Annotated in this window: 17 protein-coding genes and 1 riboswitch; of the genes, 3 read left to right on the top strand and 14 right to left on the bottom strand. The window is 49.8% G+C overall.

Annotated features, from left to right (window positions below; translation table 11 throughout):
• Nucleotides 1-10 precede the first annotated feature (10 nt).
• The 5 genes from OXG87_14885 to OXG87_14905 form a co-directional block, all read right to left on the bottom strand.
• On the bottom strand, nucleotides 11-841 hold the full coding sequence (locus OXG87_14885) for an amidohydrolase family protein (protein ID MCY3870831.1): 831 nt from the start codon (nucleotides 839-841) through the stop codon (nucleotides 11-13).
• Between the two features lie 11 nt (nucleotides 842-852).
• Nucleotides 853-1,728, bottom strand: a complete 876-nt coding sequence (locus OXG87_14890; GenBank protein MCY3870832.1) for an RNA polymerase sigma factor RpoD/SigA — start codon at nucleotides 1,726-1,728, stop codon at nucleotides 853-855.
• The gene (locus tag OXG87_14895; protein ID MCY3870833.1) at nucleotides 1,725-2,231 is read right to left on the bottom strand and encodes a MerR family transcriptional regulator; all 507 of its coding nucleotides are present in this window, start codon (nucleotides 2,229-2,231) and stop codon (nucleotides 1,725-1,727) included. Before OXG87_14895 ends, OXG87_14890 begins: the two co-directional genes overlap by 4 nt.
• A 138-nt stretch (nucleotides 2,232-2,369) precedes the next feature.
• Complete coding sequence (locus OXG87_14900) at nucleotides 2,370-3,545, bottom strand: phosphoribosylaminoimidazolecarboxamide formyltransferase (protein MCY3870834.1); 1,176 nt, start codon at nucleotides 3,543-3,545, stop codon at nucleotides 2,370-2,372.
• Between the two features lie 122 nt (nucleotides 3,546-3,667).
• A riboswitch (ZMP/ZTP riboswitch) is annotated at nucleotides 3,668-3,757 on the bottom strand.
• 47 nt (nucleotides 3,758-3,804) lie between these two features.
• Nucleotides 3,805-5,016 carry an ATP-binding protein gene (locus OXG87_14905; protein MCY3870835.1) on the bottom strand — a complete coding sequence of 404 codons (1,212 nt, stop codon included), beginning with the start codon at nucleotides 5,014-5,016 and terminating at the stop codon, nucleotides 3,805-3,807.
• Between the two features lie 62 nt (nucleotides 5,017-5,078).
• Here OXG87_14905 and OXG87_14910 point away from each other — a divergent pair, with 62 nt between their 5' ends.
• Both OXG87_14910 and OXG87_14915 read left to right on the top strand, forming a co-directional pair.
• On the top strand, nucleotides 5,079-5,810 hold the full coding sequence (locus OXG87_14910) for an SDR family NAD(P)-dependent oxidoreductase (GenBank protein ID MCY3870836.1): 732 nt from the start codon (nucleotides 5,079-5,081) through the stop codon (nucleotides 5,808-5,810).
• Nucleotides 5,735-6,553, top strand: coding sequence for an SDR family NAD(P)-dependent oxidoreductase (locus OXG87_14915; protein MCY3870837.1), 819 nt, complete (start codon nucleotides 5,735-5,737; stop codon nucleotides 6,551-6,553). Before OXG87_14910 ends, OXG87_14915 begins: the two co-directional genes overlap by 76 nt.
• Before the next feature lie 18 nt (nucleotides 6,554-6,571).
• Here OXG87_14915 and OXG87_14920 read toward each other — a convergent pair whose 3' ends face one another.
• The 3 genes from OXG87_14920 to OXG87_14930 all read right to left on the bottom strand — a co-directional run bounded on the left by OXG87_14920 (nucleotide 6,572) and on the right by OXG87_14930 (nucleotide 10,186).
• A complete protein-coding gene (locus tag OXG87_14920; protein MCY3870838.1) occupies nucleotides 6,572-7,282 on the bottom strand; it encodes a chlorite dismutase family protein in 711 nt (236 codons plus the stop codon).
• Nucleotides 7,283-7,431: 149 nt separating this feature from the next.
• Nucleotides 7,432-9,633 (bottom strand): TonB-dependent receptor, encoded by a 2,202-nt coding sequence (locus OXG87_14925; GenBank protein ID MCY3870839.1) that lies wholly within the window; start codon nucleotides 9,631-9,633, stop codon nucleotides 7,432-7,434.
• A 64-nt stretch (nucleotides 9,634-9,697) separates the two neighbouring features.
• A complete protein-coding gene (locus tag OXG87_14930) occupies nucleotides 9,698-10,186 on the bottom strand; it encodes a hypothetical protein (GenBank protein ID MCY3870840.1) in 489 nt (162 codons plus the stop codon).
• A gap of 274 nt (nucleotides 10,187-10,460) precedes the next feature.
• Here OXG87_14930 and OXG87_14935 point away from each other — a divergent pair, with 274 nt between their 5' ends.
• Entirely contained in the window at nucleotides 10,461-10,613 is a 153-nt protein-coding gene (locus OXG87_14935; GenBank protein MCY3870841.1) for a hypothetical protein, read from the top strand.
• Nucleotides 10,614-10,660: 47 nt separating this feature from the next.
• Here OXG87_14935 and OXG87_14940 read toward each other — a convergent pair whose 3' ends face one another.
• The 6 genes from OXG87_14940 to OXG87_14965 form a co-directional block, all read right to left on the bottom strand.
• A complete protein-coding gene (locus OXG87_14940) occupies nucleotides 10,661-11,113 on the bottom strand; it encodes a hypothetical protein (GenBank protein ID MCY3870842.1) in 453 nt (150 codons plus the stop codon).
• 28 nt (nucleotides 11,114-11,141) lie between these two features.
• A complete protein-coding gene (locus OXG87_14945; protein ID MCY3870843.1) occupies nucleotides 11,142-11,540 on the bottom strand; it encodes a MerC domain-containing protein in 399 nt (132 codons plus the stop codon).
• A gap of 35 nt (nucleotides 11,541-11,575) precedes the next feature.
• On the bottom strand, nucleotides 11,576-12,106 hold the full coding sequence (locus tag OXG87_14950; protein ID MCY3870844.1) for a DUF3299 domain-containing protein: 531 nt from the start codon (nucleotides 12,104-12,106) through the stop codon (nucleotides 11,576-11,578).
• Entirely contained in the window at nucleotides 12,106-13,380 is a 1,275-nt protein-coding gene (locus OXG87_14955) for an ABC transporter permease (GenBank protein ID MCY3870845.1), read from the bottom strand. Before OXG87_14955 ends, OXG87_14950 begins: the two co-directional genes overlap by 1 nt.
• Nucleotides 13,377-14,030, bottom strand: coding sequence for an ABC transporter ATP-binding protein (locus tag OXG87_14960; protein ID MCY3870846.1), 654 nt, complete (start codon nucleotides 14,028-14,030; stop codon nucleotides 13,377-13,379). The genes OXG87_14955 and OXG87_14960 overlap by 4 nt, the downstream gene beginning before the upstream one ends.
• A gap of 80 nt (nucleotides 14,031-14,110) precedes the next feature.
• On the bottom strand, nucleotides 14,111-14,288 hold a 178-nt coding region (locus tag OXG87_14965), incomplete at its 5' end, for a GTP-binding protein (protein ID MCY3870847.1).

The raw sequence follows: 14,288 nt of genomic DNA on the forward strand, positions 1-14,288 counted from the left end.
TCGTACCACCTCATCTATCCGGCCATTTATACGCGACCTTTGCATTCTTCCAAAAATACTTCTCCAGCACCGCGTCACCCTTTTGAGAAAAATAATCATACACAAGGCGTTGCGCCTCGGCAGGGGTGCGCTTGCTGCGTTCGAGAACCGGCCAATCACTGCCGTAAATCACGCGATCTTCACCAAAAAGCTGCCAGAGCGCGTCGAGCAAATAGACATAAAAATCGGGATCTGTAGGAGCCGGAATGACCTGACAGCGCAAATCCATCAGGCCCGACACCTTGCAAAAAATATTGGGCTGTTCCGCGGCTTTTTGCATAAGCTCCAAACGCTCGGGCGCAATGGGATTCCCATCTGCCGGAATATTGCCGCAGTGATTGATCACAATGCGAAGATCGGGCAAACGACGCGCGATTTCCACAACCGCATCGTTGATCCCCGAATCGAGTTCGAGATCGTGTTCGACGAGCTTTTCAAGAGCACCCGCCATCTTGCCCAAATCCTCTCGCTCCCAGGGATGGGTGCGCGGGCGAATACCCAAAAACAGCGGATTGGGAGATAGGCGATTGAGATGATCGCCAAAATCCTCAGCACGCGGATCGAGATTACCGACCAGCCCCACGATAAACGGATCATCCTCAATCACATCGAGCACCCATTGGTTATCTTCAACCCATGTACTCGCCTCGACAATAATAGCCCCCGTAACACCTTCAGACACGACCAGCGCTCTGTAGTCTTCGGGCATAACCCGGCGATAAATCTCGTCATCCGGCTCGGGAAAAGGCACACCCTCTGGGCGAGTGGGGTCGTAAATATGGATATGCGTATCAATAATCATCAATGACTCCTCTATAATGCAACTTCTTCTATGTCCATATGCTCGCGCAATCGCCCAAGCGCGCGGTCTTTGAGCTGTCGCACGCGCTCGCGGCTAATGTGAAAACGCTTGCCCACTTGCTCGAGCGATTCTGCGTCATCAACATCCAGACCAAAATAGCGGTTGATAATCTCGGCTTCGCGCTCGGGCAAATCGGCCAGGCCCTTGTGCAAAAGATCGCGCAATCGGCTGGCATGCACATCCTCATCTGGCAGGGGTGCATCATCGGGAATAACATCGGCAAACCGGCGGTCCCCATCTTCATATACCGGGCTGTCGAGCGAAACAGATGCCAGGCTCGTTTGAAGTGCCTTATGCACCCGTCGAGGTGAAAAATCGGTTTCTGAAGCCAACTCGTCAATAGTGGGAACGCGACCGGATGCTTGTGAAAGTGCGGCAGACACTTTATTGAGCACATCGCGATCATCTATTTGATTGACCGGAAACGCGACCGGATGCGTCTGGCGATTGAGCGCAGAGAGAATCGCCTGGCGAATCCACCACACCGCATAAGTGATAAATTTGTACCCGCGTTCAGGATCATAAGTTTGGGTAGCGCGTATAAGGCCCATATTGCCTTCGGCAATGAGATCGGAAAGGGGCAACCCGCGCCCCGTGTATTCGCCAGCCACGCGCACAACAAAGCGCAAATTGGCTGTAATGAGATGATCCAGCGCCTTTTGATCGCCCTTACGCGCGGCATTTATGGCTTTGACCTCGTCCTCGCGGGAAAGAGGAGTGTATTTGCGAATATCGCGCAAATAAAGATCTGTAAGCTGGCCCTGAGCCTGCGAAGGAGAATCGCTTTTAGTTAAGGATTCTGCTGATTTTTTTAATTCTTTTTTCATAGTTTTAATTCCAGTGTCTCGACAGTTGGTGTAGAATGAAAAAATGGTACGGACTGACACGTCGATTGGTTGAGCGTTTGACACGCTGGACAGAGACGCTCTTCAACTCTGAGATCACAGGGCAAACACGCGCAGATACTGGCTATGGTTTGGGTTAGCGTTTTGCGTATATGCTTGTAGTGTTCAATCTGTTCTTCAACTTCTTTAAGGCGTTCATTGAGATCTTCGAGAATATCATGCGCGAGTTCGCCTGCAGTTTTGTTTTGCTCTCGTTTGTCAATAATGACCTTGATGTGTTCGAGATCAAACTCCATCTCTTTAAGACTCAAAATCATGCGCAACCGCGTCAGTTGCTCGTGGGAATAACATCGAAAACCGCCGCTACTTCGACATTCGGGATATATCAGACCCATCTCTTCGTAATAGCGCACTGTACGGGTAGTCGTACCGGCTTCTTTTGCCAATTTCCCAATATGCATCAAACCATCATCGCATTTTGACACAACAAATCACCTCGTTTTTATGGATAGAACAGACAAACTTTGACGTTACGTTAAAGTTAGGCACAAAATATACCCCAACACAACATCAATGTCAACGAAAAACTTTGACGTTACGTTAAGGTTGGGCAATCAGCTGTCTTAATGATGGAACAAACGCACCCCGGTCATAACCAGAAGCATACCGTATTCATCACAGGCTGCGATAACATCGTCGTCGCGCACGGAGCCCCCGGTCTCAACCACGTATTTGACACCCGTGCGAGCGGCGCGATCAATATTATCTCGAAAGGGAATAAACGCATCGGAACTGAGCACAATCTCGTCCATCTGTCCAATCCACCCTCGCCGCGCCTTCTCCTTCAAAGGAGAAGGCACAGTATCGAAACAACCTTCCCAAATCCGACGTTCCTCACGCGTCATATTGCCGCGCAAATAAGCTTCAATAGCGTTGATCTTTTCGGGACGCTTTAGCCCTCTTCTAAATTTGAAATTGAGAATATCCGGATGCTGGCGCAAATACCACGCTTCGGCCTTACCCGCGGCAATCTCCGTACACGCCAGACGATTTTGCTGCCCGGCACCATTGCCGATAACCTGTCCATCAAAGGCAAAACACATCGAATTGGACTGCGTGTACTTCAGAACAAGAGTCGCCACGAGCATATCGCGCTCTGATTCGGGAGAAACCTCTTTATTCTTTGTCACAATATTCGTTAAAATATCCGTATTAATGGCTTTGGTATTGCGCGTCTGTTCCAGAACAATGCCAAAAACATCGCGAGACTCCGGGCCAGCAGGCGCATATGATTCATCCATCTGAAGAATGGGATAACTGCCGCCTTTTTTCTTCTTGAGAATATCGAACGCCTCCGGTTGATACCCCGGAGCAATAATGCCATCGGACACTTCGCGGCTGAGCAAACGCGCAGTCGGTTGATCCACCTCATCACTCAAAGCCACCCAGTCGCCAAAAGAGGATAGCCTATCCGCACCCCGAGCGCGGGCATAAGCCGTAGCCAGAGGCGAAAGATCGAGATCATCGACAAAATACGCCCTTTGCAGCGCATCGGAAATGGGAACAGCAACAGCCGCACCAGCAGGGCTTAAGTGTTTGAAAGACGCGGCTGCCGGCAGATTGAGCACCTCTTTAAGCTCGCGCACGAGTTGCCAGGAATTGAGCGCGTCGAGCAGGTTGATATAACCCGGCGCTCCATTGAGCACCGTAAAGGGCAATTTGCCACTGGGAGAGTACGCACGCGCATCAGATTGATGCGGATTGCAACCATAGCGCAGAGTCAGTCCATCTTGAGACATAAGACAATCCTTTTGGAAAAAGCAGTCAGCTTTTAGCTATCAGCTATCAGCAAAAAGCCTGTGTTTTTGGTTTTTCTGACCGCTGACTGCTGATAGCCACAAAAAAAGCCCAATCCTATAGCGGATTGAGCCCAGGCGATCGACCCCTTAAATTTTAGTTCTAACGCTTCCTTCCGGTCATTTCCGGATATTCGCCAGTTGCGTCAGATACAATTGGTAGAATCAATATAACGGGAGACTACATATATGTCAACAGTCATCAGCCCGCCCCTCTGTCAGCACCCGATACAATTTCCGTCGCACCTGTTTCAGTGGTCACAAAACAGAGCAATTGCTCGGGATCAGCCAGGTCGAAAACAACGGGCGAATGCGTAGTGGTCAAAATTTGGGCACGCGCCCTGTCCTCGTGCTGTGCTACCGCACTGAATGCTTTAAAAACCGCTTCTACCGCGCCGGAATGGAGACCATTTTCCGGAACTTCGAACAAACATATTCCATCGCCATCGGGCACATAAGCCAACAATGTTAGAGCCAGCAATCGCAGAGTCCCATCGGACAACATCCACGACGGTGTCTCGAGATCATTGTGGTGCTTAACCACGAGATAGCAGTGTTGATCTTCGGGACGCACAACCGTGTAAACAGTGGATAAACCCGGCAAAACAGTGCGCAACAGCGCCAGCCAGGCCGCATGCCTGTCCGACTCATTCACTTTCAGGTCAGCGACCACCCAGGGCAGATTAGCACCATCGGACAACAGATTGCGCGGTTGTCCCGGCGGACTGGGGCGGCGAATCCGTTCTCCGTTGAGATCGAATTTGTGGATACTATTTGAAAGCGTGTGTTTGAGCCATGTAGCGACGGGAAAACGCGCTTCATCCTCGGGTAAATTGCCCAGTGCCGAACGCTTCGCGCCGAGCTTGAAAGAAGGATCCCATCCCGCACCGGATTCATCGTAAAATTTATCATTGCCACCGGGAACTTTATTGACAATAGTCTTGACGCCGCGCAGCCTGGGCGTCGCCAGAGTTTGCGGTATTGGACCCTCCACTGCAAAGAGCGACTCTTGAACAGCGCGATCATCTCGCTGAATATCTGTGAGCAAAAGCACCCGCTCGGACAGAATCCCAACCTCACTGTTTTCTTCGGTCACGCCAATGGCGACTTCGTATCGACACCGCGAAAAATCCCGATCGGAAAACAGATTGGATTCGTGCGCGGGCACGGACAATTCAACAGCGATTTCAAATCGATCTGCAAAACCGTGCCAGGTCAAATCGCGCAACTCACTCGCCCGACTGTAAATCGCTGCATCGAGGCCATCGCGCACAAAATCCCCGAGAAACGCAATAGCATCGAGAAAAGTCGTTTTGCCGCTGCCATTCGCACCAACCAGCATGTGAAAAGGCGCGAGATCCTGTTCAATATGACGCAAACACTGGTAATAAAGGGTTTCAAGACGCTGGATCATGTAGAACTCCTATATTAAGTTAGAAGCATATTACATGACAGAAAGAGAGGCGTCAAGAGCAAATGCAAAAAAAAACAGTCTTAATCACCGGTGCAACAGACGGGATTGGCCGGGCACTTGCAGAAATCTATCGGACGCGAGAAGATAGGCTAGTACTGGTGGGCAGACGCCCACTGGACACACTCAATGATCCGTTATACACCAAAGACACATATTGTCGTACAGACCTATCGCAGGACAAGTGTGCAGAACGGGTATGTGAATTTCTGAACGCGCAAAAAATCGACGTCATAGACCTGGCAATTCAAAATGCTGGCACCGGATATTTTGGACCTATCGCAGAACAAAGCGCGGAAAGCATTCGGGAGATCACAGCAGTCAACCTGATGGCACCCTTACGCTTGGCACACGCCCTGATGCCATACCTGAAAAAAACCAATGGAAAATTCGTAATGATCGGCTCAATCGCACATGCCTTTCCCTGTCCCGATTACGCCGTGTATGCAGCGAGCAAAGAAGCCCTCAACACACTGGGACGCAATTTGCAAATCGAAGGCGACATAAATGTACAGATCATTCACCCGGGAGCGACGCGCACGGGCTTGCATCGAAAAATTGGCATGGACAACGAAAAGACAAAGGGATTTCCGTCCGCAGAAAGGGTCGCCCAAAAAATCACACAGGCGATAGATGGACGGCGTTTTATCGCGACAATTGGATGGCAAAACGCATGGGCGCGATTTTTGGGACGCTATTGCGAAGGCATAGTCAACACCATGGTACGAACAACGTGAAACACGCGGTCATCACAGGCGCGGCGCATGGAATCGGCAAAGCACTTGCCCATCGCTTCGCACAGGCGGGATATACCATAACGGGCGTGGATATAGATGCCGCGAGCGCAGCGAGAGTCGAACGAGAATTAGCTGCGCGATTTGTCATCGCAGACCTGCGCTCAGAAGCGGACATCGCCCGTGCTCTCCCCAAACTAATCCAGGGAAAACCAATTGATTTATTGATACACAACGCGGGCATCAACGCCGTCGGACGATTCTCCGACATAAGCATAGAAGCTCAAGAACACGTAATCGCCGTAAACCTCTACGCACCGATGCGACTCACAGCGGCATTACTAAAAGCCGACCTGATAGCAAAAGGCGCGTCCATAGTCTTCATCTCCTCCCTCTCCCACTACACGAGCTATCCGGGTGCTGCAACTTATGTAGCGACCAAAAGTGGATTGGCCTCCTATGCACGAAGTTTATCCCTCGCTCTCGCGCCGCAGAATATTCACGTCATGACAGTTTTCCCCGGCCCAACGCGCACAGCCCATGCGCGGCATCACAGCCCGCACAACACACGCGAAGAAAAACGCATGCCACCCGAAACATTGGCGCACCACATCTTTCGAGGCATAAAAAAGAAAAAGCACCTGATCATACCAGGCGCTACCAATCGAATGCTCGCCCTCCTGGGCAAATGGTGCCCGCCCATGATGGAATATGCGATGCGTAAGGTGATTTTAGAGAAATTGTGAGGAAACTCCTATTAACAGCTATCGTTTTTTCCCCACAAAAAAAGGACCCAGCGATTCGACATAAAGTGCAGTTTGTTGGGTCTTTCTCATATCCTGCACAACGCGAGAGAGCGGATAGAGTTCTGCACCGATCAAACCAATGACAAAATCATTGTCATCGGCATCGAGACCATAGCTGGCCAGGCGAATATCGTGCGCGTAATCTTCGCGTCCATAAGCGCGTCCAATAGAAGCGTGCTCCATCAAAATTTTGCGCTGTTCCCTGTGATCGAGACGGGCAAAAGCCCCATTGCGACGCAGCGGGTACCAAATCGCCCACGGCCATTCGGGATTGAGCACATTATCGCGCGGTCGATCGATAAGCGCGTATTCGAGATCTGGCTCATAACCCGTGGCATACGTGCGACCGAGCATCGTAAGTTCAGGACGACGTGTACAGACAGAGAATGGATCGCCATTGAGCAAAACGCGAATATCCGTAACAAACAAATCCGGCGATTCCGTCAAAAAAACAATGCCAATGCCGCAGGGATCGTGCGCATCGAGATAGAGCGCGGCATCGAGACCGCTTTGATCGAGCGCCTCAGATACAGCATCGACATCCCTGACACCCGTAAAAACCTGCAACTGCATGTAAAGCCGCCGATCACTCGTTTGCGGTTTCCCATCAACAGGCGCGCCGTGTTCGAGGATATCGAGTTTTTCTCTCGATTCAGTAGAATAATGCACGTCTTCAGGCCTTCCATTGTGTGTGTTTTACTGCAAAACTCTTTTCATTTTCAACGCGGAAAGATAGGGCTTGACCTCAAAAAGAGCAAGCCCCAGATCAGTCTGCTGGTCTGGGGCGTAGTAAGGTTTTAGGATAACTGACCGCTAAATTAAAAGAAAAACATCTTGTAATGCACTTTAATGCTCCGCCCTGTTTCGGGCATCACGGATCGAATGCGCGAGAGATGGTTGCGGTATTCCGTATCCAAAAGGTTGTCCAAAGAGAGAATAATACTATGGCGAGTATGGTTGGTATTAATATCGCGCTGGGCAGAGACACTGAAAACAGCATAGCCATCCGTAGGCTCTTCGAATATATCCACCCGCTCCTGTCCTGCGACCAACTCTGCAGTCCCGCCAACCGTAAGATAGGGATGCTGATATGTCGCACTGCCCACAAACTTGAGCGGTGGCATCTCGGGCAGAGGCAAATGCTCATCCCTGTTCTCTCCACGCACATAACTACCGTTTAATTCCAGATTCAAACGGGTATTTAAACGCCACCCCAAATGCATCTCCAGACCCAAAAATCGCGCGGCAACACCATCGGCAGCGTAAATCGGCAGCAGTTGGGCAAAATTGATCTCTCCGGTATTGCGCGGGGCAATATAGGTATCAAACTCGTTCCAATATCCACTCAAAACAAAATCGATACCCGGTTGCAAATAGTGAAAAAAGACCTCAAAGCCCAGACTCGTCTCGGCCTCGAGATCGACATTACCCACCTCAAAAGTGTAAGCAGCCAGATGCGGTCCATCGTTATAAAGCTCTTCAATAGTAGGCTCCCGCTGGGATCGGCTGAAATTGAAACCCCCAGTTAGCTGGTCGGTAATGTTCACAAGCGGACTGATTGCCGCAGACCAGGCGTGAAAGGTGCGACCTACACCGAGAGCCGCAATACTCCTTGTCGTCGGACGCGGATCAAAGTCGGCATACGTATAACGCGCAGAAGCCTGAAATTCGATATCGCGATAAATAAATTCGTGGTAGAGACCTAAGGAAGCGCATTGCTCTCGCGTGGGCGGCGTAAAAACAAACCCCCCCAATTTGAGATTGTGATGACCAAAGCCCAGAGACAGAACGGTATTTCGCGTCTGACCCTGTGTGTTCATAAGCAACTTGAGATCACCGCGGTAGTCGTGGAACAAAAACTCAGACCCAATACTGCCGCTGGACTCGTACTCAAAGTGGTGATAGAAGGTCCTGGTAAAATCCACCTCTACACTACTGAACACCTTGTGATCAAAATGGTAGGCCGCCCTGCCATCAAACACGCGGCGATCAATATCCAGATCTACGCCATTGGGATGTCCGCCAATAAAGCCACCGGGAATGCCGTACTGCGTATCGAACTGATCAAACGAGGCACCGATATATCCCCGATCAGTGGGATACGACAGACCAAGTGTATGCGTGCGCGTGTCAATCGGTGTGTTGACAAGCCTGCCAATAGGCGTTTGCACATCCCGGGTATTGCGGTACGTGGTCTCGACATACAGCGCGAGCGGACCTACGGGCACTGTAATACCAGCGGCTGAGAGATACCCGCGATTAACCGTCTCTCCATAAGCACCAACACTGCCAAAAACGCGCTGCGGATAGTCTTCCGGTATCTTCTGTTTCACGACATTGATAACCCCACCAATAGCCGATGCCGTGTGAAGCAGTATGCGCGGCCCCCGGATAATTTCGAGGCGTTCTGAATTAAAAGGCTCAAGCGTAACCGCGTGATCAGCAGAAGTAGCGGAAAGATCCCGAGTCTCCATACCATCTATATTGATCTGCACGCGGTCGCCACTGAGACCGCGTATAACTGGTCGAGCGGGAGCAGGTCCCATGCTGCGGATAGCGACGCCGATTTCGTTTTTCATCGTCTCGGCAAGCGTGAGACTATACTTCTTCTGAAGCTCATCTCCAGAAAGCACGCCAGTCGCTTCGTACAATTCTTCAAAGCGCGTCTCTGCACTTTTTCCTACCACCACAATGGTATCCGCAACAATTTCCCGGGCAACCATTTCGACGTATAGAATGGGCAATTTCTCATCCGAAACCCTTATTTTCCGACTCACCAATCCATACCCGACACGAAAAAAAGACAGGCGATGAACGCCCTGCGACAGACGCAAGACAAAACGGCCCCGATCATCGGTTGTCGTGCTCGTTGCGCCATCATCGAGTATGATATCGACATTGTCAATTGTGCGTTGGGTCTTGTGATCAAAAACATATCCCTCGAGCAAACGCATTTCACTCGATGCGCTGATCGCGGAAAAGCAGACCACAAAAACGAGAATGAAGGCTGTAAATCTCAAAACATACCTCCTATAAAAAGCCCTCACCCGGTCTTTCAAAAACAGGGTGAGGGCAAAGCAGTTACTACCCTCCGACATGCACCGGAATGGGAATGGTGCGAAAATCCACATGATCGTCGTGCGTGACCTGGAGTTCAATCGTAGTTTCGCCTACCTTGAGACCCCGCAGGTGAAAATCAAACTTGCCGACATCATCGGCATCCTGAACAACTTCCAAAACCGTGGGATCGGCAATCGCCCATGTAAATTTGAAATCCGGATCATCTGGCGGGTCAATCTCGTCGCCATCTTCATCCAGAAAACGGATGCTCCAGTGCGACGTTTCCTCATTGAGAGGGGCGTCGAGATGATCTTTCCGACCACCGCTGGCATCGATCTGCCCTCGAAAATAGCGAAAAAAACGATTGCCCGAATCTATAATAACCAGACCCTCGGGTTCAAAATGCTCTTCCTGGTGAGACGTGGGATCGTCACTACCACAACCGATCACAAACAAAGTCAGAACTGCCACAGCGGTGAAAATGCGTTGAAACGAGTTTTTTCTAAAAAACATGATAGTCTCCTGAATAAGCCCGCACGGGCAGAGAACACGCAGAGGGATCCCCTCTTATGCCCGCACAAAAAGGCACAAAAATACAGAAAAATAATGCAAACTTTAGTATTGAGATATTCAGTATTCAGGAAACTACTGGAGGAGATCGGCTCTGAGGTGAAAGGAAAAACTGGTGGGATAAAAATGTGGGATGCGGCAGAGCGAAAAAATAACAGGCGTATAATGCACCAGAAGTCAATACATCACTGATAAGACCACTAAAGCTATAAATCCAATGGCAAACGAAGCAATGGGTGTCATGTTCATCATGGTCACCATGTTCACCATGGTCAACCGCATGCCCAAAGGCAAGGGCAAACGCGCCGACGAGCAATATGACGATCAGCGTTTTAACGAGCGGGTGTCTGGTGTAGAAATTCATTTTTAATACTATATGGGGCTACCTCGAGCAAAAATAGTTGTCTATCAATGCGCCTATTTGTCCCCTGCGGAATGCGCTCGTAATTGTCTAATCGATTGCAATCGCAAAAGCAATTTTTCGAGATTTGATTTTAGCTCTTTTTGGATCTCGACCATTTGCTCGGGTGTCACCTGTAGATCTTCTTTTTCGTGATGGTGTCCATGACCGTGATCATGGGCCTCTGCCGAGTCATCTCCCGGCACTTCAACCACATTTTTTTCCCACAATTCAAAGTCTTTTTCGATAACCTGAAGACTATCGCGTATTTCCACAGCATGATGTGAAAATGACTTTAGACTATCCAGTTGGCTCTCAAATTGCTTTTCAATTTCCATCATCGCCTTGTGAATATCTGCCGCCTGTTGCAAGTGGTGTGCATCTTCTTTATTTTCTCCATGGCAAGAAACAAAGAACGCAAACACTATAACACTTATCACTTTGAGTCGCATTGGATTTTGTCTCTCCATATTTTACGTCTCCTTTCGCGTGTTTATCCTATTTTTCACAATCATCTTTGCGACATAAATGATGATTCCGAATATGGCCTGAGATCAAAAATCCCGACCCTAAAACGGTCCCCACCCGTTCCCCTATTTCCCCAAAAAGATCATGGCCAACCATAACCATTATGACGAGAAGGGACAGCCCGAGGATACCGAAACCAATGACAAATTGATCTTTATGAAGGCGACACCCCAATCCAAGAGCAAGAATACTGGTGGGCAGAATCAGCCACATCAAAAGCCCATGAAAATGTTCATCGCCAACAAACGTAGTTGCCAACAACGGAAACGCAATAAGTGCAACAGGCAATGTCAAGCAATGGATCGCACACATTGTTGAAAGAACAATGGCAATTTTATCACCTGCGGTTTGATAGCTCAAACGCGCCATTTATTATCTCCTTCTTATTCATAATAACGACACAATTAATATGTATCACCAGGATTGTTTTTCATATCGCGCTTATCCATCACCTCGGCTTTGCTGATGCGAAAAAAGAGTTCGGACGGATCTTTTTGCAACAGTTCCAGACGACCTGTAATAGTAACGGGATAATAAGTAAAATCAATCGGTTTGCTCGGGTGAACATCTACAAGAGACTCAGGCCCACCTCCGCCTACACAAAAAGAACATCCCCCAAGTGAATACGGAGTCAAAACAAAACGCGCCTGTTTTTTTTGAGCCGATAGCGGAATCATAAACCCGACAAGCTCGACGTGTTTGCCATTCATTTTTTTCAACGTATCGGAAAATATGGGTATAAAGGTCGGCGCATAGGGATCATAACTCACCGTCGCAAGGGTTTCCCAAAGCGAACCCTTCATCATCTGGGGCAGTGGAGACGCCTGAAGTTCTGGGCGATGGTCTGTTGACGAGGGCGGTGTCTCACTGCCAGTATCTATTCTCAAAACCACAGCAAATAATAAAATAAACATTACCGTGCGTTGTATATTCATCACGATACCTCCACCAGTGTTTGTGCAACATCTGTCCGATAGACCTGAAGCGCCGGTATAAGAGCCGATACACTACCCAACACAAGCGCCAGACCAATGAGCCAGAATTCATCGGACACAATAATCCATCCCGTCAAATTTATATGCTGTGCCTCGCGCACCCATACGCCAATCACCTCAGTGCTTGCATGCCCAAGCACAAAACCCAACCCCGTGCCCATCAGTGTAAGCAAGACCCCCTCCAAAAGCACCTGAACAAAAAGTTTGCCGCGACTTGCCCCCAGAGCACGCATCATAGCCAGATCGTATCGCCGATCTTTCATCGCATTATAAAGTGCCACAAAAATGCTCAACGCCGCTGCAAACACCAGAACCCCACCAAAAACCCGCACCACCTCCAACCCAACACCGAGCAATGCAAAAAGGCGCGTTGTCTCAAATGCGGGGGACGCAGCCTGAAATTTGGTCTCTTTATTAACATACCTCGGAAATGACACGGCTGCAATAGGTGAACGATAGCGAATCAACAAACCCGTAACTTCGCGCTCGGCATCGGCTTCACTGTCCATCGGCAAACCCAGAACATCGCGTGCGCGGTTCTCATCGGCCTGGCTCTCCAGGTGGTGATCCAGTCCATCGCCCTCTTCTTCATGCGGTTCGTGAACCAGCCAGACGGTTTCCACAGCAGTCAGTAACAGACGGTCGATAATCGAACCCGTTGGTTGCAAAACACCCACCACGCGAAACGGTTGCGATTCGTGTTGTTCAGAAGCCGTTTCTGCGGTCAAACCGTGCGAACTAATAACCTCGTCACCCAGCGCAAGACCCGTCTCGTTGGCAACCTGCGCGCCTATAACCACCTGGTATGGTGCATCCCAAAAGGTACCATCAACCAATTCCGCCCGGTAGTGTTTGGCGTATTCGGACGTCGTTCCCACAATGCGATATCCCCGATAATTATCCCCCAACGCCAGGGGTATCGCCTGTGCAACCGCTCTGTTTTTTGCCAGTTCACGCGCCTCTAAAAGCGGTATATTTCCCGTTGGCACATCAACGTGAAAGACACTGGATAAAATCAATTGCAAAGGACTGCCCTTAGCACCCACAACGACATCGATATTTTGAACATTGCGGTGCAAATTCTCTTCAAATTGTTCGCCAAAAAGCAACAAAACAACGACAATACCCGTTCCAAGTCCCAACAATATCATATTGAGCAATGTATTCAACTTGCGCCGATAAATATAGGCCAGACTAATTTTGAAGAGATTCATGCGGGCAATTCCATCTGTTCATCAAGCGCAATACAATGGTCAAAACTATCGGTAATGCGATGATCATGTGACGCCACCACCAGAGTTGCCTGAACCTCTCGCGCCGATGACGTGAGCAAATCCAACACCTGCTTGCTGCGCGCGTCATCCAATCCAGATGTCGGCTCATCGGCCAACAGCAATTGGGGGCGGTTAACAACAGCCCGGGCGATTGCCACGCGCTGTTGTTGACCAAAACTCAGTTCCGATGGATAAGCGTGTTCGCGGCCTGCCAGACCGAGAGTCGCAAGCACCTGTTGGACACGCGCTTTATCCTGCGGAACACCGGCCATATAATGCGCCATAAGCAAATTTTCCAGCACCGTAAAAACCGGGAACAGGTGAAATTGTTGAAAAACAATGCCAATGCGTTGCCCGCGAAATCGATCGCGAGCAGTCTCTGTCATTGCATAAATATCCTGTTTGGCAATATGCACACTGCCCTGTGAGGGCTTTAACAAACCGGCGATAATATGCAAAAGCGTCGTCTTCCCGCTTCCCGATGGCCCATGCAACAGCCATTTTTCATCGGGCTGGGCCTCAATATATTCTGGCAAGTCCAATACAAGACGACTGCCATAAACATGCCCAACGTGTTTAAGTGCAAACATGAGATAGTATTCAAAAAATGCGATGTGTGACTTCTAAATGTTACGAGGCCGTCAAAATCGAACGGATGAGGCAGTTTCGGTCATTCTGACTCCTCGACCATGATAAGCTCCGGAAACGGGTTCCGCAACCCTGTCCAGGTCTTGCTGTTAGCGGAGGCGAGGCGCTCGTCGAGCAGGCATGCATCGAGGCGAGCGCGCATCGCCGCCTCGTGCATCTGCTGGCCGATGAAGACAAGTTGTTGCGCGCGATCGCCGAAG

It is taken from the genome of Gemmatimonadota bacterium, assembly GCA_026706845.1.
GTDB lineage: Bacteria > Latescibacterota > UBA2968 > UBA2968 > UBA2968 > VXRD01.

Bases quoted from the DNA above. Each gene is read 5' to 3' on its own strand.
- OXG87_14905 (MCY3870835.1), bottom strand. From the start codon at position 5,016: ATGATCCAGCGTCTTGAAACCCTTTATTACCAGTGTTTGCGTCATATT.
- OXG87_14945 (MCY3870843.1), bottom strand. From the start codon at position 11,540: ATGGCGCGTTTGAGCTATCAAACCGCAGGTGATAAAATTGCCATTGTT.
- OXG87_14960 (MCY3870846.1), bottom strand. From the start codon at position 14,030: ATGTTTGCACTTAAACACGTTGGGCATGTTTATGGCAGTCGTCTTGTA.
- OXG87_14930 (MCY3870840.1), bottom strand. From the start codon at position 10,186: ATGTTTTTTAGAAAAAACTCGTTTCAACGCATTTTCACCGCTGTGGCA.
- OXG87_14950 (MCY3870844.1), bottom strand. From the start codon at position 12,106: ATGAATATACAACGCACGGTAATGTTTATTTTATTATTTGCTGTGGTT.
- OXG87_14940 (MCY3870842.1), bottom strand. From the start codon at position 11,113: ATGGAGAGACAAAATCCAATGCGACTCAAAGTGATAAGTGTTATAGTG.
- OXG87_14915 (MCY3870837.1), top strand. From the start codon at position 5,735: ATGGCAAAACGCATGGGCGCGATTTTTGGGACGCTATTGCGAAGGCAT.
- OXG87_14890 (MCY3870832.1), bottom strand. From the start codon at position 1,728: ATGAAAAAAGAATTAAAAAAATCAGCAGAATCCTTAACTAAAAGCGAT.
- OXG87_14935 (MCY3870841.1), top strand. From the start codon at position 10,461: ATGGCAAACGAAGCAATGGGTGTCATGTTCATCATGGTCACCATGTTC.
- OXG87_14900 (MCY3870834.1), bottom strand. From the start codon at position 3,545: ATGTCTCAAGATGGACTGACTCTGCGCTATGGTTGCAATCCGCATCAA.
- OXG87_14910 (MCY3870836.1), top strand. From the start codon at position 5,079: ATGCAAAAAAAAACAGTCTTAATCACCGGTGCAACAGACGGGATTGGC.
- OXG87_14885 (MCY3870831.1), bottom strand. From the start codon at position 841: ATGATTATTGATACGCATATCCATATTTACGACCCCACTCGCCCAGAG.
- OXG87_14955 (MCY3870845.1), bottom strand. From the start codon at position 13,380: ATGAATCTCTTCAAAATTAGTCTGGCCTATATTTATCGGCGCAAGTTG.